Raw genomic sequence first — 22,779 nt, 5'->3', positions numbered from 1 at the left:
CAATTGACTGTTTGTATCGTACAAACACGCTGTACCAAGTGATTAACGCCGATATAATGCGGCCCTTTGCCGTCGTTTCGTCTGTTGACGTTGCGCACAGGCCTTTGGCCGCAGTCTCCGTGGAAGAACCTAATGAAAAGCGCAGAAATCCGTGAAGCCTTCCTCCGCTTCTTCGAAGAGCAAGGCCACACCCGTGTAGCCTCCAGCTCCTTGATCCCAGGCAACGACCCCACCCTGCTGTTCACCAACGCGGGGATGAACCAATTCAAGGATTGCTTCCTGGGCCAGGAAAAGCGCGCTTATACCCGCGCTGTGAGCAGCCAGAAGTGCGTCCGCGCCGGCGGCAAGCACAACGACCTGGAAAACGTCGGTTATACCGCTCGTCACCACACCTTCTTCGAAATGCTGGGCAACTTCAGCTTCGGCGACTACTTCAAGCGTGACGCCATCACGTTCGCCTGGACCTTCCTGACCTCCGACAAGTGGCTGAACCTGCCGAAGGAAAAGCTCTGGGTCACGGTTTACGCCAGCGACGATGAGGCCTACGACATCTGGACCAAAGAGGTCGGGGTGCCGGCCGAGCGCATGGTGCGCATCGGTGACAACAAGGGCGCGCCCTACGCTTCCGACAACTTCTGGACCATGGGCGATACTGGCCCGTGCGGCCCTTGCACCGAGATTTTCTACGATCACGGCGCCGATATCTGGGGCGGCCCACCCGGTTCGCCTGAAGAGGACGGTGACCGTTACATCGAAATCTGGAACAACGTGTTCATGCAGTTCAACCGCACCGCCGATGGCGTGCTGCACCCGCTGCCAGCGCCGTCGGTGGATACCGGCATGGGCCTGGAGCGGATCAGCGCGGTGCTGCAGCATGTGCATTCGAACTATGAAATCGACCTGTTCCAGAGCCTGCTGGACGCAGCGGCCAAGGCCATCGGTTGCACCAACGATGCCCAGGCCTCGCTGAAAGTGGTGGCTGACCACATCCGTTCCTGCGGCTTCCTGATTGCCGATGGCGTACTGCCATCCAACGAAGGCCGTGGCTACGTACTGCGCCGGATCATTCGTCGCGCTTGCCGTCACGGCAACAAGCTGGGGGCCAAGGGCAGCTTCTTCTACCAGATCGTTGCGGCCCTGGTGGCCGAAATGGGCGAAGCCTTCCCAGAGCTGAAATCCCAGCAGGCGCATATCGAACGCGTGCTGAAAGCTGAAGAAGAGCAGTTCGCCAAGACCCTGGAGCAGGGCCTGAAGATCCTCGAGCAGGATCTGGCGGCACTCGAAGGCTCGGTAGTGCCGGGCGACGTGGTGTTCAAGCTCTACGACACCTACGGTTTCCCCATGGACCTGACCGGTGACATCGCCCGTGAGCGCAGCCTGACCCTCGATGAGGAAGGTTTCGAGCGCGAGATGGAAGCCCAGCGGGTACGTGCCCGTTCGGCCAGCTCTTTCGGCATGGACTACAACAGCCTGGTCAAGGTCGATGTGGCCACCGAGTTCACCGGCTATCACGCTACCAGCGGTTCGGCCAAAGTGGTCGCTCTCTATAAAGAAGGGCAATCGGTCGACGTACTGAATGAAGGCGAAGAGGGGGTTGTGGTTCTCGACCAGACTCCGTTCTACGCCGAGTCCGGCGGACAGATCGGTGACTGCGGTTACCTGCAGGCCGGCAGTGCACGCTTTGATGTGCGCGACACCACCAAGACCGGCGGTGCGTTCCTGCATCATGGCGTACTGGCGTCGGGCAGTCTGATCGCGGGGGCTGCGGTTGATGCTCAGGTCGACGCCGACGTGCGTCACGCCACTTCGCTGAACCATTCGGCCACCCACTTGCTGCACGCCGCACTGCGCCAGGTACTGGGCGAGCACGTACAGCAGAAAGGCTCGCTGGTGGACAGTCAGCGCCTGCGTTTCGACTTCAGCCACTTTGAAGCGATCAAGCCTGAGCAGATCAAGGCGCTGGAAGACATCGTAAACGCCGAGATTCGCAAGAACACAGCGGTGGAAACCGAAGAAACCGACATCGACACCGCCAAGAAGAAGGGCGCCATGGCGCTGTTCGGCGAGAAGTACGGCGACAGCGTGCGCGTACTGAGCATGGGCGGTGATTTCTCGGTGGAGCTGTGCGGTGGCATTCACGCCAACCGTACCGGCGACATCGGCCTGCTGAAGATCACCAGCGAAGGCGGTGTGGCTTCCGGTGTGCGGCGTATTGAAGCGGTCACCGGTGCTGCGGCCCTGGCGTACCTGAACGCTGCGGAAGAACAACTCAAGGAAGCGGCGACCCTGGTCAAGGGCAGCCGCGACAACCTGATCGACAAGCTGTCGGCGGTGCTGGAGCGCAATCGTCTGCTGGAGAAGCAGATCGAGCAGTTGCAGGCCAAGGCTGCCAGCGCTGCGGGTGACGATCTGTCCGCCCAGGCGGCAGACGTCAAGGGCGTGAAAGTGCTGGCTGCGCGTCTTGATGGCCAGGACGGCAAGGCGCTGTTGGCACTGGTGGATCAGTTGAAAAACAAACTCGGCCGCGCAGTGATCCTGCTCGGCAGTGTCCATGAGGAAAAGGTCGTACTGGTTGCAGGTGTAACCAAGGACCTGACTGGCCAACTCAAAGCCGGTGATTTGATGAAACAAGCCGCTGCGGCAGTGGGCGGGAAGGGTGGTGGTCGTCCAGACATGGCTCAAGGCGGTGGTGTTGATGCTGCTGCGCTGGATGCGGCACTGGCCCTGACCGTGCCATTTGTCGAGCAGGGTATTTAAGGCGCCGAGCCGGGCCCGTCGTCTAGTGGCGGGTCCATGCGCTGTGCAGTTTGATTGATTAACGGGCGCCCCTTTACGGGCTGAGGCGGCTTAGAAAATGGCTTTGATCGTACAGAAATTTGGAGGCACTTCGGTCGGCTCTGTCGAGCGGATCGAGCAGGTCGCCGACAAGGTGAAGAAGTTCCGCGAAGCCGGCGATGACCTGGTGATTGTGCTGTCGGCGATGAGTGGCGAAACCAACCGCCTGATCGATCTGGCCAAGCAGATCAGTGGCGAAGCTAAACCGGTTCCCCGTGAGCTGGATGTGATCGTCTCCACCGGCGAGCAAGTGACCATTGCGTTGCTGGCCATGGCGTTGATCAAGCGTGGTATTCCTGCGGTGTCCTACACCGGCAACCAGGTACGTATTCTTACCGATAGTGCTCATAACAAAGCGCGAATCCTGCAGATCGATGATCAGAAGATTCGTGGTGATCTGAAGGCCGGTCGTGTGGTTGTGGTTGCCGGTTTCCAGGGCGTTGACGAGCACGGCAATATCACCACGCTGGGCCGTGGCGGCTCCGACACTACTGGTGTGGCGCTGGCAGCGGCCCTGAAGGCTGATGAGTGTCAGATCTATACCGACGTAGATGGCGTCTATACCACTGATCCACGTGTGGTACCCAAGGCTCAGCGTCTGGACAAAATCACCTTCGAAGAAATGCTGGAAATGGCCAGCCTCGGTTCCAAGGTGCTGCAGATCCGCGCGGTCGAGTTTGCTGGCAAGTACAACGTTCCGCTGCGCGTGTTGCACAGCTTTCAGGAGGGTCCGGGCACCCTCATTACTATTGATGAAGAGGAATCCATGGAACAGCCGATCATTTCCGGCATCGCCTTTAACCGCGATGAAGCCAAGCTGACTATCCGTGGCGTGCCAGACAATCCTGGCGTGGCCTTCAAGATTCTCGGCCCAATCAGTGCGGCGAACATTGAAGTCGACATGATCGTGCAGAACGTCTCGCACGATAACACCACCGACTTCACCTTCACCGTGCACCGCAATGATTACCTGGCGGCTCAGACGGTGCTGGAAAACACCGCTCGTGAGATCGGTGCCCGTGAAGTGGTCGGTGATACCAATATTGCCAAGGTCTCGATCGTGGGTGTCGGTATGCGCTCCCACGCGGGTGTGGCCAGCCGCATGTTTGAAGCCCTGGCCAAGGAAAGCATCAACATCCAGATGATCTCCACGTCCGAAATCAAGGTTTCGGTAGTGATCGAAGAGAAGTACCTGGAACTGGCAGTGCGTGCGCTGCACACCGCGTTCGAACTTGACGCTCCAGCCCGCCAGGGCGAGTGATAAGTGTTTGAAAGGGGCGCGGTCTGACCGCGCCCTTTGTGTTTTTGATCGGCACGGGAGAAAACTGTTCTTTTGCCCGTGCTAGTCAATACTTAGGCGTGTAGGACTGCAGCCGACCAGGTTGTAGGCCGACACCCTTTTTTTTGCAGACTGTAGTCCCTGAAAATGTAATGCGTGAGGAGATAGGTATGCTGATTCTGACTCGTCGGTGCGCAGAAAGCCTGATCATTGGTGATGGCGAGATCACTGTGACCGTGCTCGGCGTCAAAGGTAATCAAGTGCGTATTGGTGTCAACGCCCCCAAAGAAGTGGCGGTTCACCGTGAGGAAATTTACCTGCGGATAAAGAAAGAGAAGGACGAAGAACCAAGCCATTAATTTTTATCGTTTTTTTTGTTTGCAAACGGGGAGAAAGCTGGTTAATATACGCCCCGTGTTGCGGAGAGCTGGCCGAGTGGCCGAAGGCGCTCCCCTGCTAAGGGAGTACACCTCAAAAGGGTGTCGGGGGTTCGAATCCCCCGTTCTCCGCCATTATTTGCTTAGTACGTTGTAATCTGGCTTTTTCTGTAAGTTGTTGAAATTAATAGAAAAAGTGCTTTACAAAAAGATTTAACGGCCTATAATGCGCGGCAACAAATGCACTCGTAGCTCAGCTGGATAGAGTACTCGGCTACGAACCGAGCGGTCACAGGTTCGAATCCTGTCGAGTGCACCATTTAAGAGTTAGTTGCAGTAATGTAGTTAACTTGGCTTCAACCAGTTGTGGTCTGGTCTAAAAACACAAAATGCACTCGTAGCTCAGCTGGATAGAGTACTCGGCTACGAACCGAGCGGTCACAGGTTCGAATCCTGTCGAGTGCACCATACATCAGAAAGCCCGCATCGAAAGATGCGGGCTTTTTGCTTTCTGCGTTTTATTTGTCGCTCTTTTGCTCGTCCGGCTGGAACAGCTTTGATCTTCGGAAGTCGAATGCCCTGTCTGTCGCTGAACTTTTTTCTCTGCGTGTGTGTTTTCTTTTTCTGCCGGGGCGTCGCAATCTCATAGATTCGGACGCTACTCAGGTTTATGCCGCAAGCGCTTGTTCTTGCCGCGATTTTTTAACATTTAAAACTGCCAAGCGGTGTATCATTGCGCCCGTCAGCCCCGCCGGGGCTTGTGGAATACCTCCATGGACTTACCCAGTAGTTACTCAGTATCCCGTTTTCACAATCATGAACTGACTGATTGATCCTTCCGGCGTGCTCCTCTGCTGGGAGTGGAGTTCGCCTATGACCGAAGTAGAAGTAAAGAAAACGCAGGAAAGCCTGCAAGACCGCCTCGCTCAAGTCGTTGAGCTGCTGCAGCGCCAGCGGGTGGTTGAAGACCTGACACACCGTCAGGAAGGCCACCATCACGATCGGGTCGAAAACCTGGTCCATCGGCAAAATCTCGTCGAATTGCAGCGCAAGCTCGATGATCTGCACTCTGCCGACGTTGCCTATATCCTTGAAGCCTTGCCTCTGGAAGAGCGCCTGACCGTCTGGCAGTTGGTCAAGGCTGAGCGTGACGGCGACATTCTTCTCGAAGTATCCGACTCCGTGCGTGAAACCCTGATCGCCGACATGGACGATCACGAGCTCCTGGCTGCAGCCAAGGAGATGGACGCCGACGAACTTGCTGACTTGGCTCCCGAGCTGCCGCGAGACGTAGTCCATGAGTTGATGGAGGCCCTTGACGGCCAGCAGCGTGAACGCGTTCGCTCCGCGTTGTCCTATGACGAGGAGCAGGTCGGTGCGCTGATGGACTTCGAGATGGTGACGATTCGAGAGGACGTCAGTCTTGAAGTGGTTCTGCGCTACCTGCGTCGTCTCAAGGAGCTGCCGGGCCATACCGACAAGCTGTTTGTGGTGGATTACGACGGCGTGCTCAAGGGGGTGCTGCCGATCAAGCGCCTGCTGGTCAATGATCCAGACAAGCAGGTCGCGGAAGTCATGGCCAGCGACCCGGTGAGCTTTCATCCGGATGAAGATGCCTACGATGCGGCTCAGGCATTTGAGCGTTATGACTTGATCTCGGCTCCGGTGGTCGACAAGAACGACAAGCTGATTGGCCGTTTGACCATTGACGAAATGGTCGACCTGATTCGTGAGGAAAGCGAGACCGAAGTCCTCAATATGGCCGGTCTGCGGGAAGAGGAGGATATCTTCGCCTCGGTCTGGAAGTCCCTTCGTAACCGTTGGGCCTGGCTGGCAATCAATCTGATCACGGCGTTCGTCGCATCCCGAGTGATTGGCCTGTTCGAAGGCTCTATCGAAAAGCTGGTAGCCCTGGCGGCCTTGATGCCGATTGTTGCCGGTATCGGCGGCAATTCGGGTAATCAGACCATCACCATGATTGTCCGGGCCATGGCCCTGGACCAGGTGAGTACCGGCAATACTTCACGCCTGATGCGCAAGGAGCTGGCTGTAGCCCTGATCAATGGTCTGGTCTGGGGAGGAGTGATCGGTGTTGTCGCTTACATGCTTTACGGAAGTTGGTCGTTGGGAGTGGTGATGACCGCCGCGATGACCTTGAACCTGCTGTTGGCAGCCCTGATGGGGGTCCTGATCCCCATGACACTGGCGCGCTTGGGGCGTGACCCGGCAATGGGCGCCAGCGTAATGATTACTGCCATGACCGACAGCGGCGGCTTCTTCATCTTCCTTGGTTTGGCGACGATCTTCCTGCTCTGAGCCAGCCTTGCACATCGGTTTATTCGCGAAGCGCCTTTATGGCGCTTCGTTGCTTTTATCGCAGGCAAAAAAAAGCCAGCAACTAGGCTGGCTTGAGCTTTCAGGGTGAAATCAGTTGGCGTCTGCGGCCATTTCGGCGTCATGGGCGATCAGCGAAACCAAAGCGTTCTGCTGGCGATGTGAAAGTTGGCGGAAGCGTTGAAGCAGTTCGCGTTCATGCAAGGACAGCTCAGGGCTGTCCAGACGCATGCTCAACTCTTCACCCAAGGCACCTTCCTGAATAAGACTCTGCTCCAGGCGCGCGATGATTTCGGAGTTCATGCTGCGGTGATGATTGCGAGCCACCTCGGCAATGCGTTCACGCATCCCGTCGGGTAGACGTACGACGAACTTGTCAGCCGTACGGCTGGAATAAATTGCCTGTTTCAATGGGCGCATATATTTAACCGGTTAGTTCAGGGGAGCGGTTCTCGGAATTGGCCGCGAGCTGTCTTTTAGGACAAGCCTGATTGCCAAATGTTCAACCTGAATTGTTAAGAGGCCCGCATCATGCCTCAAAATTGCCAGATCCTTGGCGTCAATTCTGTGACAAATATTGAACTGGATAAAGGCGTTATGCCAGCACCAATTATCAGAAATGCGGACTGGTTTGAAAAGATCACCGGGCCCGCGTTGTTGGCCGCATTCTCCCATCCGACGGGAGTGTCAGTGCACTTGTGAAGGTGCATGCTATGCGGATGAAAGCGTAATCCCTACCTGTTAGAGGATAGTGGCAAATGGCCGATTTACTAGTTGTGCTGTCCGGAGCGGCAGCCCATGCCGGGTAGACTGATTTATTTGATGGGGCCTTCAGGGGCCGGCAAGGATAGCCTGATTGATGCGGCCAGGCAGCCTTTAAGTGCATTGGGATGTGAGGTTGTAAGAAGGGTGATCACGCGCTCGGCCGAGTCGGTGGGTGAGGAGGCGCAAGAGGTCACTGTCGAGGAGTTCGAGCGGCGGGTGGCCGGGGGCGATTTTGCCTTGTTTTGGCGAGCTAATGGTCTGGGTTATGGCATTCCCGTGCAAATCGATACTTGGTTGGCGCAGGGGCGGAATGTATTGATCAACGGCTCTAGAGGCCATTTGCCACAGGCACGGGAACGTTATCCTGATTTAGTTCCGATAGTTCTGATGGTCGATACCGAGGTATTGCGCCGTCGCCTGCTGCGTAGAGGCAGGGAAAACCTGCCGGAGATAGAGCGTCGCCTACAGCGCAACGAACAGTTTGCCTCCTCTGCCTGGCTGGATGACGAGCAGGTTGTGCGCCTAGACAATTCCTGTGAGTTGACGACAACCCTGGAACATCTGCTGGCCATACTGAGCGAGCACGGGATCAGCGTAATATCGGGTCGAACTTGATCTTGCGCCCGGCCAGCAGCGCCAAAAGGAATAGGCTGAACATTGAGCCGCAGATGATCAGAGCAGCTTTGCCCAAGGGGGCTTCAGGCAGCAGCAAGGCGGCGATAGCGCTGATTAACGTCAGAATAAGCAGGCTTTTGGCTGCGGTGGACATCGGAGACTCCTGAAGTCTTGGTCTTAAAAAATCCAGCCTTCGGTTGGCGTGGCGGCGAGTTGCTGCGGGGGCTTTTCCTGGGTGACCCGAGCCACTCTGCGAGGCTCGACCTGGGTGTTCATGACTGCCAGCTGCGGTACCGGGTGCTGGTTGTAACGAGCGGTAGACAGTCCGGTAGGGTCAGCGTTGTCTACAGGTTGAAAGTGAAAGGCCACTAGTACGGCAATGGCGATCGCATTCAAGAGAAACAGGGCACTGTTCATGGGCGTCATCTCCGCAGTGTTTTACCCACTGATAAAGCAGCCTGCGTGCCAAGAGTTTAACTGCAGGTAAACTCTTTAAAAACAATAACTTGAGATGGATTCTGGGGATTGTTGAATTGCATTTTGCAATGATGGCTTTTTGCAGTGATGCAATGTGCACGACGAGGCCATGAGCGAGCGGAGCGCTCCTGACGGCTCGTGCAAAAAGCCCTATGGATAACATGACAAATGCGGCCTTGGCCGTTAACATGCACGCCGTCCCACGCGCCATGAAATATCAGGCGCCTGCCGTTTTGTCTCAGTAGCTCAATTGGATAGAGCATCCCCCTCCTAAGGGGAAGGTTGGCAGTTCGAACCTGCCCTGGGACACCATCCCTTCGCGGTCTCAATCCGCTACAGGCAACAACGCCGGCAGCCCCTGCCAGGCAACCCCAGCCCAGATGCCGCTACCGGGCATCAGCAGTCGGTTCAGGCTTGTTTCATTGAACACCTCACCCAGAGAGTCAGCCCTGAACGCTGCGATCCATTGGCTGCGCCCGAGCATGAAGGCTCTGCCGAAGTCCTCCCAGTCGCTGAAGCAATCCTGGGCGCGTTGGGCATTGAGGAGCATGATCCGCCATCCGCTCTCGGTGTCGATCCAGCCCATCAACATTGCGCAGCGGACAAAGAAGGCGCTGCGCACGCAGGCGAAGGCCATTGCTGCTCGCGGGTCGTCGCTGGCGTTCAGGCTGTGCAGGTCAACCCGGAACCACTGTCGTTCCAGGGTGCTGTCCAAGTGCTCGCGGACTTCGTCGTCCGTGGCGTTGCTGCGAAAGCCGATCTGGTGCAGCAGCGGGGCCCTGAGGGAGGCTTTCGCCTGATCCATGAAATGAGTTGTCTCGGGATCGAAGAAGCCGGTCATCCCTGTGGTATCCACCATGGGTTGGGCCAGGCTCAGTGCCCAGCGTTTGCGCGGCGTGAACACCACCAGAGAGGTGGGCGACTGGCGGCGAAAGTAGCGCCATACCAGCCAGGCGCCGAAGGCTACGGCAATTATCGTCATCATGTGCGTTTCACCGGTTCCTGGCCTGCCAGGCCACGATTTCCTCGGCCTGGGGCGCAGACATGTCCGTCCAGGGCACGCCTTCGGTCCGATACAGCGGGTCGTCGGGGTGGCATTGTGGCCGGGGGCTTTTCTTGAAGATATGGCGGGTGGCGTACTTGACCGATGGCGCCTGGGGGGCAACCTCTAGCAGCAAGTCGGACTGACGGGCCGCCACCAGCCATTCGACCATGGCCGATGGTGCGTCCAGTCGGTAGAACAGTTGCGGGTAGCGAGCCACCAGGCGGGTCTGGGCTTGCGCGTCGCTGACTTCCTCGATACGCAACCAGCCGGCATCGGTGCGGACGATGCCGATGGCAATGCAGTCGGCTGGCGTCTGCAGGTCGGTGCCCAGGGTGTTGAGGAGGCGCAGCAGGTCCTGGAAGTAGCGCTCGATGGGCGGGCGGTTCTGCTTGCCTTTGACTTGCTCCACGGTCAGTGCGCCGTCGTCCTGGATGATCAGGCTGACGGTGATGTGGGGCTGGCCCTGGGCATCACGCAGACTGAACACGCGCATGCCCTGTTGCTCCACGGCTTCGGCATAGCGTTCACCGTAGCCGCCGGTCAAGGCCCGGCGGTTGGCGAATTGCCCCAGACAGTGACGCATCACATAGCTTTCGAAGGCCATTTCAGCCCGTAGCATCGGGCTTTCCGGGCGCAGTTCGACCCAGGTGTGTTCGGCGCAGGAGACCGTCACATTGAGGGCGTCGGGAGAGCTCTGGCGCCAGCCCTGATCGACCCGTGCGGCCATCTGTGCGTGCTCTTTTTCCCATAGCGCCAGGGCCTGCGGGCAAGTGATGCGCTCCAGTTTGCCCTCCAGTGCCGTGCCTTTGCGCGAGGTCAGGAACTCCACCAGTTGCAGTTCCTGCTGCAACAGCAATGGCTCCTGCGGGTCGACCCATACCAGCGTCGCCACGGCCTTTGCGGCGTCTTCGGGCTGTGCCTTGGCAGCGCTGTCGAAGTACCCGCTCACCCAGGCCGGCGGCGTATCGGTACCCAGCGCTGCACAGGCGTCCTCCAGGGTCTGGATGCGCCGTGCGTGTTCGAAGTTGCCCACCAGGTGCCGATAGAAGTGATTCAGCAACCAACCCTGTACCGCGTCTTCGTCTCCGCGTCCCTGGCTGCGCTGAGTGATGCCGCGTTTGAGTTCATCGGCATTCAGCAGGTTGCGCGGGGCGTAGCTGGGGCTGCGCTTGTCGGCGCTTACTTCCATATCTGCCACCAGTTTTTCTTGGCGGTCGGTTGAGTCGGGGCTTGCAGCTCGCTCAGGATTTCTTCGATCCGGGCGCGGCACCTGATGTCGTAGTCATCGTCCGGGGCGCACAGGGCCAGGGTTCGTGCACAGTAGTCAATGGCTTCGGCGGTGCGGCCGCGGGCCTTGAGGAAGTCCACCGAGCTGGACATGACCGAGACTTCGTTCAAGGACAGCACTGCTGGCTCGTAACGTTGCCAGAGGCTGTCGGCGTTGTCGGGATGGGCATGGGCCAGGTAGCGCGCGACCTGAATCCGGGCGAACAGTGCGGAGCTGTCCAATTGCTGATCGCTGACGCCTTGCTCTTCCTGCCACTTGAGCAAGCGTTCAAGCCAGATGAGGATTTCATTGTCGCGATCGAGCTTGTACAGGGCGTACGCCACCGAGGCGACGTACTCATTCGGGTCGTGGCGGCTATAGCCGAACTCCGCCGAGTAATGCCAAAGCTGTTCTGCGGCATCGATGATGCCAGGCAGATCTTCCAGGCAGATACGCGCACTGAGCAGGCCGTTGTAGTGCTCGGCGAACGGGCTGGCGGCGATGCCGCGCGCGTGCAACTCGATGGCGTCTTCGTAGCGGATCTGGTTGTAGTAGCGATAGTTGATCGCCAGGTTGTTGCAGAGCATGGAGTACAGGTGCGCGCAGGCATCGTAGGGATGTCCGCTGCCGCTGGCGAAGTAGCGCTCCATGTGGGCCTGGCCCTGCTCGTAGGCGTCTTTCTGCGCTTCGCGCAGCAACGAGTAGGCTTGGTCTCGGGCGTCTCTGGGCAACTTGTCGGCTTCGGTCTCTGCCAGATCTTCGATGCTCAGTGCGTAGTTGTAGGCGTATTTGCCGCAGGACAGCACCGGCTTCGGTGCTTTCAGTGCTTCGATCACTCCCAGACTGTTGACCCGAGCGGCAAACAGCGAGAACGCACTGCGATTGTCCTGCATGCGACCTGCCTGAATGGCGCTCTGCAGCAGGCTGGCTTCGGTGGCCGCGTCGATCAGGCCGCGCTCTGCGTCATGCACCGCGGTCAGGCGGGTGATCCAGGGCTGCTCGGGGGCACGCCGCAGGGCTTCGGCGCGGGCTTGGGCAAACAGGGAGTCGCGTGTCTCCAGATCTTCCATGGCCTGGTACAGGGCGGCCAGGAGTGGGGTGGTATCGGGCTCGCTGGTTTCGATGTTCGGCAGCGCTTCGAGAAAACTCTGCAGTGCTTCTTCGGTAATACAGGCGCGCATCACGCAGATCGGCCACCAGGCACTGTGCTCTTGGGGATCTTGCAGGCGGTCGAGAACCAGGCGGGCGGTGGCCGGCCAGAGCTCGGTTTGCCTGTCATAAACGTCGATGAAGGCTCGAAACCCCGCTTCGTCGATACGCCCGGCTTCCATCAGCCAAGGCAGTTCGTACTCGATGAAATTGTTGCCGCCGTCAGAGTCCAGGCTCAGGGCTGCGGCATTGCAGACTTTCAACGCTCCGGCCAGATCACCCTGGGCGTGCAGGGCGCGGGCGGCCAGGCGTGCGGTGCGCACTTCCCATTCGCGGCGCTGGGGCAGCGAGCGGCCAGCAGTCAGCTGGGCGATGGGTTGTTCGAACAGCGCCAGGCGTAACGGGATGATCTCGATCAGGGAGTTGCCCAGCCACAGCCAGTCGCCTTCATCGATGTCCTGATCGGGGCCGGCAGTGCGTAAGGCGTTGACGGCTTCCAGCGCGGCGCTCCGGGCTTCTTCGTCGCGGTCGTGGAAGGCCAGGACGCGGGCGCGGCGTTGATACTGGTCGGCGGCGTCCCAGGCACGCAGCGCCGCACGGGCAGGATTGCTCAAGGTCAGGGCGTAGCGCACTTCGATGGTTTTCAGCGCTACTTCGAGGCGACCCTGTTCCAGCTCGTCGAAGATTCGGTAGCGACGATAGTGCTCGACATTGAAGTCCAGGGTTTGCGTAGCCATCTGGTTGAGCTGTTCGAGCACCTCAAGCAAGGTTGCGTCGTCGTCCAGATAACTGGCGATGCGCAAGCGCAGGATGGCCAGGTTCATCATCAACTCAGCGCGGGCAGGCTCATGCACGGCTTGCAGCAGGGCATGGCCATCCTCTGCGATAACGGCGCGGGCCGCGGCTGAATCACCGGCCTGCATCCATAGCGTGTGCAGGCGGTCGATCGAGGCCAGGGAGTCGGCCCGCAGCGGCTGTGCTTGCAACTGGGCCAGCAGGGTATCGGTTTCCTGGTCCTGCTGTTGCGCCTCAAGGCGGTCCATGAACTGTTCCAGTTCAATCCCGGTTATCGCACTGCTGTCATGCGCCATCGTTAACTCCATTTGATAATGACCTGCGCATCCCTTGATGCACTGCCTGGCAGACCGGCATTTGCTCGTCGATGATACCGCCGTCGGGCGTCATGCCGATCCTTCGACACCCGGATTGCAAGCCTGTGGGGCTTGCGACTGATGGAACCTTTGCCGGCTGGCCGATCCTGCATGCAGGACCAGCATTGCGGAGCAAAAACGATCGAGGCTTTGAGGCGCTGCACGCTATCAGGTGATGTTTCGGAATCCAAGGTTTGAGCACGCCGCCTAAGTGTTTTTCAGCGAAGGGCCAGGACTTTTTTCATCAGGCGGCAAATGCTGTCTGGCCTCTATAAGGGAATGGCGAATCCGGCCGATACCTTCAGTGGACAATTGTGTTCCCAAGTGGCGATCTGCATCACAGGTCGACTTGAAAGTGCTTGATAGCCCGTGGCCAGCAGCTATTATCTGCGCGCCAAAAACAGGCTGCGAAGCCGGGCGGGTCCTGCTGTCCCTGGATTGATCTTCTTACTTGCCTGGAATCTTCGATGCTGGCGTACCACCAAAAGAGCTTTTTGATCGTCGATGATTTCTCGGACTTCCGCAGTTCGGTGCGTTCGATGTTGCGTGAGCTGGGCGTCAAGGACGTGGACACCGCCGACACCGGCGAACAGGCCCTGCGCATGTGCGCGCAGAAGCGCTATGACTTCATCCTCCAGGACTATCATCTGGGCGACGGCAAGAAAAACGGCCAGCAGGTGCTGGAAGACCTGATGCTGGAAAAGCTCATCAGTCATGAGAGCGTGTTCCTCATGGTCACTGCCGAGAGCAGTCAGGCCATGGTACTCAGTGCCCTGGAGCACGAGCCCGATGCCTATCTGACCAAGCCCTTCAACCGTTCCGGTCTGGCCCAGCGCCTGGAGCGGCTGCAGCAGCGCAAGACCCTGCTCAAGCCGATTCTTCAAGCCCTTGATCGGGGCAAGCCGGTGGAAGTGCTCAACGCCTGCATCGCCCTGTGCAAGCAGGACCCGCGTTACGCGCCGTTGTGCCTGCGCTATCGGGCGGATGCCCTGCGCGACATGCATCAGAACGAGCCTTTGGAGCGCCTGTATAACAGTATTCTCGCGGATCGGCCTTTGCCCTGGGCCTACGTCGGCCTGGGTCGCCTGCTTTTCAAGCGCGGGCAGGTCGGCGAAGCCAAGGCCGTCTATGAAAAGGCTCTCAAGGCTTTCCCGATGATGCCCGGGCTCTACGACGGACTGGCGGATGTGCTGGTGGCTGAAGGCGACACCAAGCGTGCCCAGCATGTGCTGGAGGAGGCAGTGCGCCTGTCACCGCTGGCGGTGCGTCGTCAGGCGCTGCTGGGCAAGCTGGCCATGGCCAACGAAGACTTCGACAGCGCTTCCAGGGCTTATCGGCAGGCTGTATCTCAGGGCGCGCAGTCGCGCTTCAAGGACCCGGAAAGCAATCTTGGCCTGGCCCATGCCTTGATCAGCAAGGGCAGTGAAAAGGGCCTGGACACCCGCACCCGCCTGGAGATCAACCAGACCCTGAGTGCCGTGGCCAAGGAAAACCCCACCGACCCCGGACTGCAGATTCGTGCGCGCTTGATGAAGGCCACCAGCCTGCTGCTCAATGATGCGGAAACCGCAGAGAAGCTCACCGAGCAGGCGTTGATGCGCCTGGACGGCATGGAGCAGTTCATGAGTCCCGAAGCGGCATTGCTGGTGGCCAAGCAGCTGCAGATGTTGGGGCAGGCCAGTGCCGGTGCGTCGATGTTGAAAAACTGTGCGGAAATCTACGGCGACGATCCGAAGGTCATGCAGAACATCGCCAAGCTCACCGATGATCCGACTATTCTCAGTTCGTCCAATGCGGCGGCCGACATCAACCGCCAGGGGGTGCGCAGCTACAAGGCGGGTAATCTGAGCGAGGCTCGGGAGCTGTTCCGCAAGGCTTTGGCCATGCAGCCGAAGAACATCAGTATTGCCCTGAACATGGCGCAGTCGCTGTTGCACGGCACAGACCCCAAGACAGACGCGGCGCTCCTGGAAGAATGCCAGGCGTGCCTGAAAATGGTGGGCATGATGCCCGATACCGATGCGCGTTATGCGCGCTACCAGAAGCTGCGAAGCAAGGCGTTTGGCGAATGAACGAAGAGCAACAGGCGCTCGATTTCTCCACGGTGATTGCCTCCACCGTCCATGACATGAAAAATTCCCTGGCCATGCTGATGCAGGCCCATGCCCAGTGGCAGGCCCGTCAGCCCGAGACGCAACTGGCGCCGGAACAGGGGGTGATCGATTACCACTTCGCTCACCTCAACGGCATGCTGGTGCAGCTCTTGGGGCTGTACAAGCTAGGGGTCAACCAGTTGCCGCTGCAACCGGCTTACCACGAGTTGGATGATTTCATCGAAGCGCAACTGGTGAGCCATCAGGATGTGTTCAAGAGTCGTGGAATCTCTGCCACCTATGAGGTCGATCCCTTGAGTCCCCTGGGCTTCTTCGATCGAGAGCTGATTGCTTCGGTGTTGGCCAACTGCATCAACAATGCGCTGCGTTATGCCCGCCATGCGCTGTTGATCACGGTCAGTGATGAAGAGGGGCAGGTGGTGCTGTCCATCAACGATGACGGCGACGGCTACCCGCAAGCGATGATCGAGCGTCAGGCCGATTATGTGCAGGGCATCAATCAGAGCAGCGGCAGCACCGGGCTGGGGCTGTATTTCGCCGGGCGCATTGCCGAGTTGCATCAGCGCAATGGCGTATGCGGACACACCCGCATCAGCAACGGCGGTCCATTAGGCGGCGGGCTGTTCAAGCTGTACTTGCCTTGAGTGTCTGATTGGCGTGCTCGCAGAAGGCTGCGGCGGCCAGGTGTTATCAGGCTGGCCAGCCCCTATCAGGGGCTGTTCCCTTCTTCTTTTTCAGAGTCGGTGCTGGCCGTGACGTGTGGGTTGCTCACCGGGAGTTCGCGCCTTCCCGGGATTTTATTCTTGCCTGCTTGAAATCCTGAACGGGTGATGCGTATTTTGTACGGGTCGCCGTTCGCGGCTCGTATAACAACAAGGATTGAGTCATGACAACCGATGGCCACAGTTCACTCGCCGAGCGATTGACGGGCATTGATGAGATTGAATGCGTCACTGCGGATCTCAATGGCGTGCCGCGGGGCAAGGTGATGACAGCCGAGGGCTTCCTCGAAGGGCGGCGTTTGCAGATGGCTCGCGGGGTGCTGCTGCAATGCATCATGGGCGGGTATCCGCCGGCACGGTTTTACGGCAGCGACGACGGCGACCTGGCGCTCAATGCCGACCCTCGGCAGATTCATCGTCTGCCCTGGAGCCAGACGCCGCGGGCTCTGGCCATTTGTGACGCGGATGAGCTCAGTGGCGAAAGTTCGCGACTCTCCACCCGCGGCCAACTCAAGCAGGTGATCGCACGCTATGCGGCCCTGGGGCTGGCGCCTGTGGTGGCTACGGAACTGGAGTTTTTCGTGTTCGCCGCCAATGACGATCCGGCACAGGCTTTTCGGCCACCGGTAGGCCTGGACGGTCGACGGGAGGAGGGCTACTCGGCATTCAGTGTCAGCTCCAACAACGGCCTGCGGCCGTTCTTCAAGGAAGTCTACGAGTGCATGGCGGCCCTGGGCCTGCCTCGCGATACCTTCATGCATGAAATGGGTGTCAGCCAGTTCGAGATCAACCTGCTGCACGGCGATCCGCTGTTGCTGGCAGACCAGACCTTCCTGTTCAAGCACCTGCTCAAGGAAGTGGCCCTCAAGCACGGACTGATCGTGGTTTGCATGGCCAAACCTCTGGCGCATACACCGGGCAGTTCGATGCATATTCACCAGAGCCTGGTGGAGATCGGCAGCGGGCGTAATGTCTTCAGTGACGATGCCGGGCAGCCGACGGCGATGTTCCGCCATTTCATCGGCGGGCTGCAGGCCGGGCTGGCGGAGTTCACCGCTTTGTTCGCGCCCAACGTGAACTCCTATCAGCGCTTGTGCCATCCTTACGCTTCGCCGAACAATGCCTGCTGGTCCCATGACAATCGGGCTGCGGGGCTGCGTATTCCGGCCAGTTCGCCGGTGGCGCGACGGGTAGAGAATCGCCTGCCGGGCGCGGACGCCAATCCGTACCTGGCGATTGCCGCGAGCCTGGCAGCGGGCTTGCACGGGATCGAGAATGAGCTTGAACCCACGGCGGCGATCCAGGGCGAGTTCGAGGTTCCGGACAATCTGTCGCTGCCTTGTACCTTGCATGCGGCGCTGGAGCGTCTGAAGCGTAGTCAGTTGGCAAGGGAACTGTTCGGCACTGAGTTCATCGAAGGCTACATCGCTTCGAAGACCATGGAGTTGACCAGCTTCTTTGATGAAATCACTCCCTGGGAGCGGCGTGTGCTAGCGGCCCAGGCATAACCGAACCGTCGCTGGTCGGGCCCTGATTTGCCAAGGGTCCGACACCTCATTCAAGGAGCCGCTCGGAACGCCGATGCGCCAAATCTGGAAATCCTTTCGAGCGCTTTATTTCGCCTCGCTGATGATGTTGATCGGCTCGGGTCTGCTCAGCACTTATCTGGCTCTTCGCCTGGCCGCCGACCATGTCGATGGCCTGTGGGTGGGTGCCTTGATGGCGGCCAACTATTTCGGCCTGGTATTGGGGGGCAAGCTGGGGCACCGGTTGATTGCCCGGGTCGGGCATATCCGCGCCTACGCTACCTGTGCCGGGATCGTCGGGGCGGCGGTGCTCGGGCACGGATTGGTGGACTGGCTGCCGGCCTGGCTGGTGCTGCGGATGATCGTCGGCCTGGGAATGATGTGCCAGTACATGGTCATCGAAAGCTGGCTCAACGAGCAGGCCGACGCCAATCAGCGCGGGCTGGTGTTCAGCGGCTACATGATCGCCTCTTACCTGGGGCTGGTTCTGGGTCAGTTGATTCTGGTCATGCATCCCGCTTTGGGGCTGGAACTGTTGATGCTGGTGGCCCTGTGCTTTGCCCTGTGCCTGGTGCCGGTGGCCATGACCCGGCGTATTCACCCGGCGCCTCTGCATCCGGCGCCGATGGAGCCGCGCTTCTTTATCAAGCGAGTTCCCCAGTCCCTGAGTACCGTGCTGGGATCGGGGTTGATCGTGGGTTCCTTCTATGGCCTTGCGCCGCTCTATGCGTCGCAGCAGGGCTTGAGTACCGAGCAGGTCGGTCTGTTCATGGGGAGCTGCATTTTTGCCGGTCTGGTTGTGCAGTGGCCATTGGGATGGTTGTCCGATCGCTATGATCGGGCGTTGCTGATTCGCTGTTTCGCGCTGTTCTTGGCGGTGGTGGCCCTGCCTCTGGCGATCCTGCCGTCGGTCCCCCTGGAGATGCTGTTTGTCCTCGGGTTCCTTTGTTCCCTGGTGCAGTTCTGTCTCTATCCGTTGGCGGTGGCTTTCTCCAATGACCACGTGGAAAGTGATCGTCGGGTGTCGCTGACGGCGATGCTGCTGGTGACCTATGGCGTGGGGGCGAGCATCGGTCCGTTGGCGGCTGGGGTGCTGATGAAGTTGTTCGGCAGTCAGATGCTGTATGCCTTCTTCAGCTTCTTTGCCCTGGTCCTGGTCTGGAGGATCCGGCCGAAGGCGGTGACCAATCTGCATCAGGTGGATGATGCGCCGTTGCATCACGTCGCCATGCCGGACAGCATGTCCAGCTCACCTCTGGTGGCGGCCCTCGATCCACGGGTGGATGAGCAGGTGGTGCAGGATCAGATGCAGACCGCGCCCGCGCCGGACGCCGCGCCTGCCGCGGAGCCTGAGACGCCGCAAGCGCCGGATGAGGCGCCGCCCGATGAATGCGCTCGGGATCATTTAAGCGGGGCTCGGCCCTAGAAACGAGAAACGGGCAGTTGCCGCAAGGCACTGCCCGTTTTCATTGGAGCGTGGGGCTCAGAGATCGTCTTTGTCGAAGCGCCGCGCTTCACGCTGTAACTGATAGACGAAGCGCTCTACCTGACGCTGCACCAGGCCGCTCATGTTGTGAAAGCGTACGCCGGCAAAGGTGGTGTCGATACGTTCCTCGTGATGCAGGTAACGCAGTTCGACCGGGGCGGTCATGCTGCCGAAGGGCAGGGCGGCAATAAAGCGCTCGTACACCTGGCCCAGTTGCAGGCGCGAAGAGATATCGCCGTCGAAGCGCAACTTGCAGCCGGTAGCGGAAATATCCAGCAGCTTGCCGGTCAGAGGGGACTTGAGTTTTTCGCCGCTGAGTTCGATGTCGACCAGTTGCGCCAGCTTGAGTGCAGCGCGGAAGGCGTTGCGGCGCTGGTGGTAAACCACTTCGTCCGGCAGGGTGGCCCGGTAGCAGCGACCGCCATTGGACTCGTCGAGGGTCGGCAGGCCGTTGCTTTCCCAGGCGATGCGCACGCCTTCATGAAAGCCTTCAACACGAAATGGCTCGCCCGCCAGCATGAATCGCTCACCGTCGCGGGGGATCATTTCATCGAGGGCAATCATGTTGCTGTCGCGGTCCACTTCCACCAGATAGCTCTGGAAGCGCTGGCTGCGCTCATGGAAAGTGATGATCAGCGGGTCGTGGCTCTCTTGCAGCAGCCGCAGGTTGGAGGAAATTTCCAACGCAGTGGTGAACACCTTAGGTGGCTGCGGAGCATCTTCCGCGTTTGAGGCGTTGAACACGGTTCATCAATCTCCAGACAAAATACAACTACACGCAGGGTCTGGCATTTTGCCAGCATGTTTCACGGCTTGATAGCGCGCGCTCATTTTTGGGGCTTAAGCCTGACTGAGTGGGCGGGGCTTCGCAAGCATAGAGGTAGAGCCGCGGGCGTCATAAAGAGCTGGGGGTTCGCCGCCGTTGAGGATTTTCAGCTGGTTGGCGGTGGTGGCCTGTTGAATCTGGATCGAGCGGCCGTTGAGTTCGTTGGTGGCCTGGCAGTCGGCGAGCAACTGGGTCAGCAGGTTGCCCTGCTCGAGCAGTTGATCGCCCAGGCTGGAGTGACTGGCCAGTTCTTCGAGGCCTGCACGATTGCTCGGCAGGTTCAGGCTGGCAAGGATCTCTGTGCGCTTACGGCCATGCTGTTCCAGCAATATGACCAGGGCCTGCTTCTGCGCCAGGATATCCTCCAGCAGCGGCATGTCGCGGCCGTGCAGGGCAATGGATTCGGCTCTGAGCAGCTCCAGCAGTTGTTGAGCTGGAGCAAGGTCGTCATTGATCAGTTGCAGTAGATTGATGTCGTGCATGGCTGGCCTTGGGGATTAAGCGTCCAAAAGCCTGGCGCAAGCCTGTGGCTAGCGCTGGGCTTCGAAGTTGAGCAGTTTGCTGGCTACACGGTTGCTGTCGACCTTATAGCTGCCATCGGCAATGGCTTGCTTCAACTCGGCCACCCGGGCCTTGTCGACAGCAGGCTGATCGCGCAGCTTGTCGGTGATTTTCTGCAACTGTTGAGCCTCATTGCTGAGGTGTACCGATTCCCCGCTTTTGCTGGTCTCGGCTGCAGTCGTCAGCGCAGCGGATTTGCCGGCATCGCCGGTTTCCTTGCTGGCGCTGGTACGCGTACTGCCTGTCAGTGAGGGGGAGCTGTTTAAACGGCTGAAGTCGATGACCATGATGAAGAAAACCTCTGGGTATTTGGACGCTTGCCATGTTTTCGGCCATACCCTGAAAAACTTTAGGCTCGATTGTCGACGAGCCAGCGCAGGTATCTGCGACCCGTTATCGGCCACAGTTTAGGGAACGAGCGAGTCGAGCGCCAGTTATCTACATGGCCACTTCCACCTGCCCCGGCGCGGTGACGCGAGCCTTGATCACTCGTTGCGAGTTCAGGTTCTTGACCCTGATCTGCTCGCTCAGGCCGCCGTTGGACAGTGCCTCCCCCGGCATCCGCACGTTCAGGGTGCCGCTACGTGCCGAAATCACTACCTGATCGCCCTTGCGTACTACTTCAGCCTGTTCCAGGTGACCCAGAGTAACAAGCTGGTCGGCGACCATTGGTCGGACAAGTTTCTGACCAATGGCCTGGTCCACGGAAGTCAGGTAGCCCTGATTGTTCAGGCTGATATCTCTCTCGCGCAATACCACGTCTTCTGGCTCGATGATCCCGGTGCGTTTGAGTGGGCGCGAAGTGGTGACCACTTCGCGAAACAGTTTGACCTGGGCTGGCACGAACACCGTCCAGGGTGAGCCTCCCTCGCAGCGGACCTTGACCGTTACCCGCCCCAGTGGCTGTGCTGGACTTTCCAGGCTCGCTGTCAATTCCTTGTCGCAAGCAGGCATGCGCATACGCGGATCCAGCTGGTTGACTTGGATTTCGTAGCGTCCTTCCGTTTGACTGGTAGCCAGGTAGTCTTCTACCGTGAATTCAAGAAACCCTTGAGTGACGCCGATAAGTAGATCAGGCAGGGTGACCGAATCAGCAACGGCAGGGCCGCCAGGGTTTAGGATACATAGCGCCGACATCCCGCAGAGCAATGCGCGGTAGGGGGATGTCAGGCGTCGGAAAAATGTCGTTTTGGCGTTCATAACAGTTAAAAAGCAAGCGCCGTGCCGTTTAGTGATGAGCGTGCGTCGGATCTTAAAGCTTTGGGGAGTCTGGGCATGGCTGGTGTAATGGATTCGGTAAACCAGCGCACGCAATTGGTTGGGCAGAATCGCCTGGAGTTGCTGCTGTTCCGTCTGGACGGTGAGCAACTCTACGGGATCAACGTATTCAAGGTTCGCGAGGTGCTGCAATGCCCCAAGTTGACCCTGATGCCCAAATCCAACCCTGTGGTGTGCGGTGTCGCGAATATTCGAGGGGCGACCATTCCGATCCTGGATCTGGCAATGGCCACAGGTTCGGGGGGGTTGCAGGATCAGAGCAATCCGTTCGTCATTATCACTGAGTACAACACCAAGACTCAGGGGTTTTTGGTGCGCTCGGTGGAGCGTATCGTCAATATGAACTGGGAAGAGATCCATCCGCCGCCCAAGGGCACGGGGCGTGATCACTACCTGACGGCGGTGACTCGGGTGGACAACCAGTTGGTCGAGATCATCGACGTTGAAAAGGTTCTGGCGGAAGTCGCCCCCACCTCCGAGTCTATTTCGGTGGGCGTGGTTGACGTCGAGACTCAGCACAAGGCTGTTTCCTTGCGGGTGTTGACCGTTGACGACTCGTCAGTGGCGCGCAAGCAGGTTACTCGCTGCCTGCAGACTGTGGGTGTCGAGGTGGTGGCGCTGAACGATGGCCGGCAGGCGCTGGACTACCTGCGCAAGCTGGTGGATGAGGGCAAGAAGCCGGAAGAGGAATTCCTCATGATGATTTCCGACATCGAGATGCCCGAAATGGACGGTTACACCCTCACGGCCGAGATACGTAGCGATCCACGCATGCAAAAGCTGCATATCATCCTGCATACTTCGTTGTCAGGGGTGTTCAATCAGGCGATGGTGAAGAAGGTCGGTGCCGATGACTTCCTTGCCAAGTTCCGTCCTGACGACCTGGCATCCCGGGTAGTAGACCGGATCAAAGCAGCAGACCACAGCTGAGGGCATCAGCCCCCGGCGAACATAAGATTTAAGAGGCGGCAG

General features: G+C 59.0%; 20 protein-coding genes and 4 tRNA genes. 14 read left to right on the top strand and 10 right to left on the bottom strand.

Annotated features, from left to right (window positions below):
- Positions 1–132 precede the first annotated feature (132 nt).
- The 7 genes from alaS (at position 133) to mgtE (ending at position 6,807) form a co-directional block, all read left to right on the top strand.
- Positions 133–2,757 (top strand): alanine--tRNA ligase, encoded by a 2,625-nt coding sequence (gene alaS, locus KHO49_RS22080; protein WP_213665826.1) that lies wholly within the window; start codon positions 133–135, stop codon positions 2,755–2,757.
- 97 nt (positions 2,758–2,854) lie between these two features.
- Entirely contained in the window at positions 2,855–4,096 is a 1,242-nt protein-coding gene (locus KHO49_RS22075; protein ID WP_102860691.1) for an aspartate kinase, read from the top strand.
- A 188-nt stretch (positions 4,097–4,284) separates the two neighbouring features.
- Positions 4,285–4,473, top strand: coding sequence for a carbon storage regulator CsrA (gene csrA / locus KHO49_RS22070; protein ID WP_002554426.1), 189 nt, complete (start codon positions 4,285–4,287; stop codon positions 4,471–4,473).
- A 62-nt stretch (positions 4,474–4,535) separates the two neighbouring features.
- Positions 4,536–4,626, top strand: a tRNA-Ser gene (locus tag KHO49_RS22065).
- Between the two features lie 107 nt (positions 4,627–4,733).
- A tRNA-Arg gene (locus KHO49_RS22060) sits at positions 4,734–4,810 on the top strand.
- Positions 4,811–4,882: 72 nt separating this feature from the next.
- Positions 4,883–4,959, top strand: a tRNA-Arg gene (locus KHO49_RS22055).
- Between the two features lie 405 nt (positions 4,960–5,364).
- Positions 5,365–6,807, top strand: a complete 1,443-nt coding sequence (mgtE, locus tag KHO49_RS22050) for a magnesium transporter (protein ID WP_102860692.1) — start codon at positions 5,365–5,367, stop codon at positions 6,805–6,807.
- Between the two features lie 111 nt (positions 6,808–6,918).
- Here mgtE and KHO49_RS22045 read toward each other — a convergent pair whose 3' ends face one another.
- A complete protein-coding gene (locus KHO49_RS22045; protein ID WP_016968184.1) occupies positions 6,919–7,245 on the bottom strand; it encodes an Arc family DNA-binding protein in 327 nt (108 codons plus the stop codon).
- Between the two features lie 378 nt (positions 7,246–7,623).
- Here KHO49_RS22045 and phnN point away from each other — a divergent pair, with 378 nt between their 5' ends.
- Positions 7,624–8,205: a phosphonate metabolism protein/1,5-bisphosphokinase (PRPP-forming) PhnN gene (phnN, locus tag KHO49_RS22040; RefSeq protein WP_213665825.1), complete on the top strand. Its 582-nt coding sequence runs from the start codon at positions 7,624–7,626 to the stop codon at positions 8,203–8,205.
- On the opposite strand, the gene KHO49_RS22035 is transcribed toward phnN, so the two are convergent.
- Positions 8,180–8,359 carry a PA3371 family protein gene (locus KHO49_RS22035; RefSeq protein ID WP_102860694.1) on the bottom strand — a complete coding sequence of 60 codons (180 nt, stop codon included), beginning with the start codon at positions 8,357–8,359 and terminating at the stop codon, positions 8,180–8,182. The genes phnN and KHO49_RS22035 overlap by 26 nt on opposite strands.
- Before the next feature lie 23 nt (positions 8,360–8,382).
- Complete coding sequence (locus tag KHO49_RS22030; RefSeq protein ID WP_213665824.1) at positions 8,383–8,622, bottom strand: hypothetical protein; 240 nt, start codon at positions 8,620–8,622, stop codon at positions 8,383–8,385.
- A gap of 295 nt (positions 8,623–8,917) precedes the next feature.
- On the opposite strand from KHO49_RS22030, the gene KHO49_RS22025 reads away from it, so the two are divergent.
- Positions 8,918–8,994 (top strand) — tRNA-Arg (locus tag KHO49_RS22025).
- Between the two features lie 13 nt (positions 8,995–9,007).
- Here the strand turns inward: KHO49_RS22025 and KHO49_RS22020 are convergent.
- From KHO49_RS22020 to KHO49_RS22010, 3 genes are read right to left on the bottom strand one after another with little or no spacing between them, the layout of a single operon-like run.
- Positions 9,008–9,667, bottom strand: coding sequence for a DUF1266 domain-containing protein (locus KHO49_RS22020; protein WP_213665823.1), 660 nt, complete (start codon positions 9,665–9,667; stop codon positions 9,008–9,010).
- 7 nt (positions 9,668–9,674) lie between these two features.
- Positions 9,675–10,916 carry a hypothetical protein gene (locus KHO49_RS22015; RefSeq protein ID WP_213665822.1) on the bottom strand — a complete coding sequence of 414 codons (1,242 nt, stop codon included), beginning with the start codon at positions 10,914–10,916 and terminating at the stop codon, positions 9,675–9,677.
- Entirely contained in the window at positions 10,907–13,234 is a 2,328-nt protein-coding gene (locus tag KHO49_RS22010; protein WP_213665821.1) for a hypothetical protein, read from the bottom strand. Before KHO49_RS22010 ends, KHO49_RS22015 begins: the two co-directional genes overlap by 10 nt.
- A 527-nt stretch (positions 13,235–13,761) precedes the next feature.
- On the opposite strand from KHO49_RS22010, the gene KHO49_RS22005 reads away from it, so the two are divergent.
- The 4 genes from KHO49_RS22005 (at position 13,762) to KHO49_RS21990 (ending at position 19,082) form a co-directional block, all read left to right on the top strand.
- Positions 13,762–15,366 carry a tetratricopeptide repeat-containing response regulator gene (locus KHO49_RS22005; RefSeq protein ID WP_102860699.1) on the top strand — a complete coding sequence of 535 codons (1,605 nt, stop codon included), beginning with the start codon at positions 13,762–13,764 and terminating at the stop codon, positions 15,364–15,366.
- A complete protein-coding gene (locus KHO49_RS22000) occupies positions 15,363–16,052 on the top strand; it encodes a sensor histidine kinase (protein WP_102880585.1) in 690 nt (229 codons plus the stop codon). Before KHO49_RS22005 ends, KHO49_RS22000 begins: the two co-directional genes overlap by 4 nt.
- Before the next feature lie 344 nt (positions 16,053–16,396).
- On the top strand, positions 16,397–17,638 hold the full coding sequence (locus tag KHO49_RS21995; protein WP_213665995.1) for a glutamine synthetase family protein: 1,242 nt from the start codon (positions 16,397–16,399) through the stop codon (positions 17,636–17,638).
- Between the two features lie 73 nt (positions 17,639–17,711).
- The gene (locus KHO49_RS21990) at positions 17,712–19,082 is read left to right on the top strand and encodes an MFS transporter (protein WP_102880584.1); all 1,371 of its coding nucleotides are present in this window, start codon (positions 17,712–17,714) and stop codon (positions 19,080–19,082) included.
- Positions 19,083–19,139: 57 nt separating this feature from the next.
- Here the strand turns inward: KHO49_RS21990 and KHO49_RS21985 are convergent, their stop codons facing one another.
- From KHO49_RS21985 to flgA, 4 genes are all read right to left on the bottom strand, one after another.
- Positions 19,140–19,886, bottom strand: coding sequence for a flagellar brake protein (locus tag KHO49_RS21985; protein WP_102860703.1), 747 nt, complete (start codon positions 19,884–19,886; stop codon positions 19,140–19,142).
- A 96-nt stretch (positions 19,887–19,982) separates the two neighbouring features.
- On the bottom strand, positions 19,983–20,450 hold the full coding sequence (locus tag KHO49_RS21980) for a flagella synthesis protein FlgN (protein WP_110651461.1): 468 nt from the start codon (positions 20,448–20,450) through the stop codon (positions 19,983–19,985).
- 48 nt (positions 20,451–20,498) lie between these two features.
- Positions 20,499–20,816: a flagellar biosynthesis anti-sigma factor FlgM gene (gene flgM / locus KHO49_RS21975; protein WP_102880583.1), complete on the bottom strand. Its 318-nt coding sequence runs from the start codon at positions 20,814–20,816 to the stop codon at positions 20,499–20,501.
- 151 nt (positions 20,817–20,967) lie between these two features.
- On the bottom strand, positions 20,968–21,729 hold the full coding sequence (gene flgA, locus KHO49_RS21970) for a flagellar basal body P-ring formation chaperone FlgA (protein WP_110651462.1): 762 nt from the start codon (positions 21,727–21,729) through the stop codon (positions 20,968–20,970).
- 75 nt (positions 21,730–21,804) lie between these two features.
- Here flgA and KHO49_RS21965 point away from each other — a divergent pair, with 75 nt between their 5' ends.
- Positions 21,805–22,737, top strand: coding sequence for a chemotaxis protein CheV (locus KHO49_RS21965; RefSeq protein ID WP_102860707.1), 933 nt, complete (start codon positions 21,805–21,807; stop codon positions 22,735–22,737).
- Positions 22,738–22,779: the final 42 nt, after the last annotated feature.

Source organism: Pseudomonas sp. RC4D1 (assembly GCF_018390395.1).
GTDB classification, from domain to species: domain Bacteria; phylum Pseudomonadota; class Gammaproteobacteria; order Pseudomonadales; family Pseudomonadaceae; genus Aquipseudomonas; species Aquipseudomonas danubii.
The sequence above is the reverse complement of the archived record's forward strand: the minus strand, read 5'-3'. Positions and strand labels throughout refer to the sequence as shown.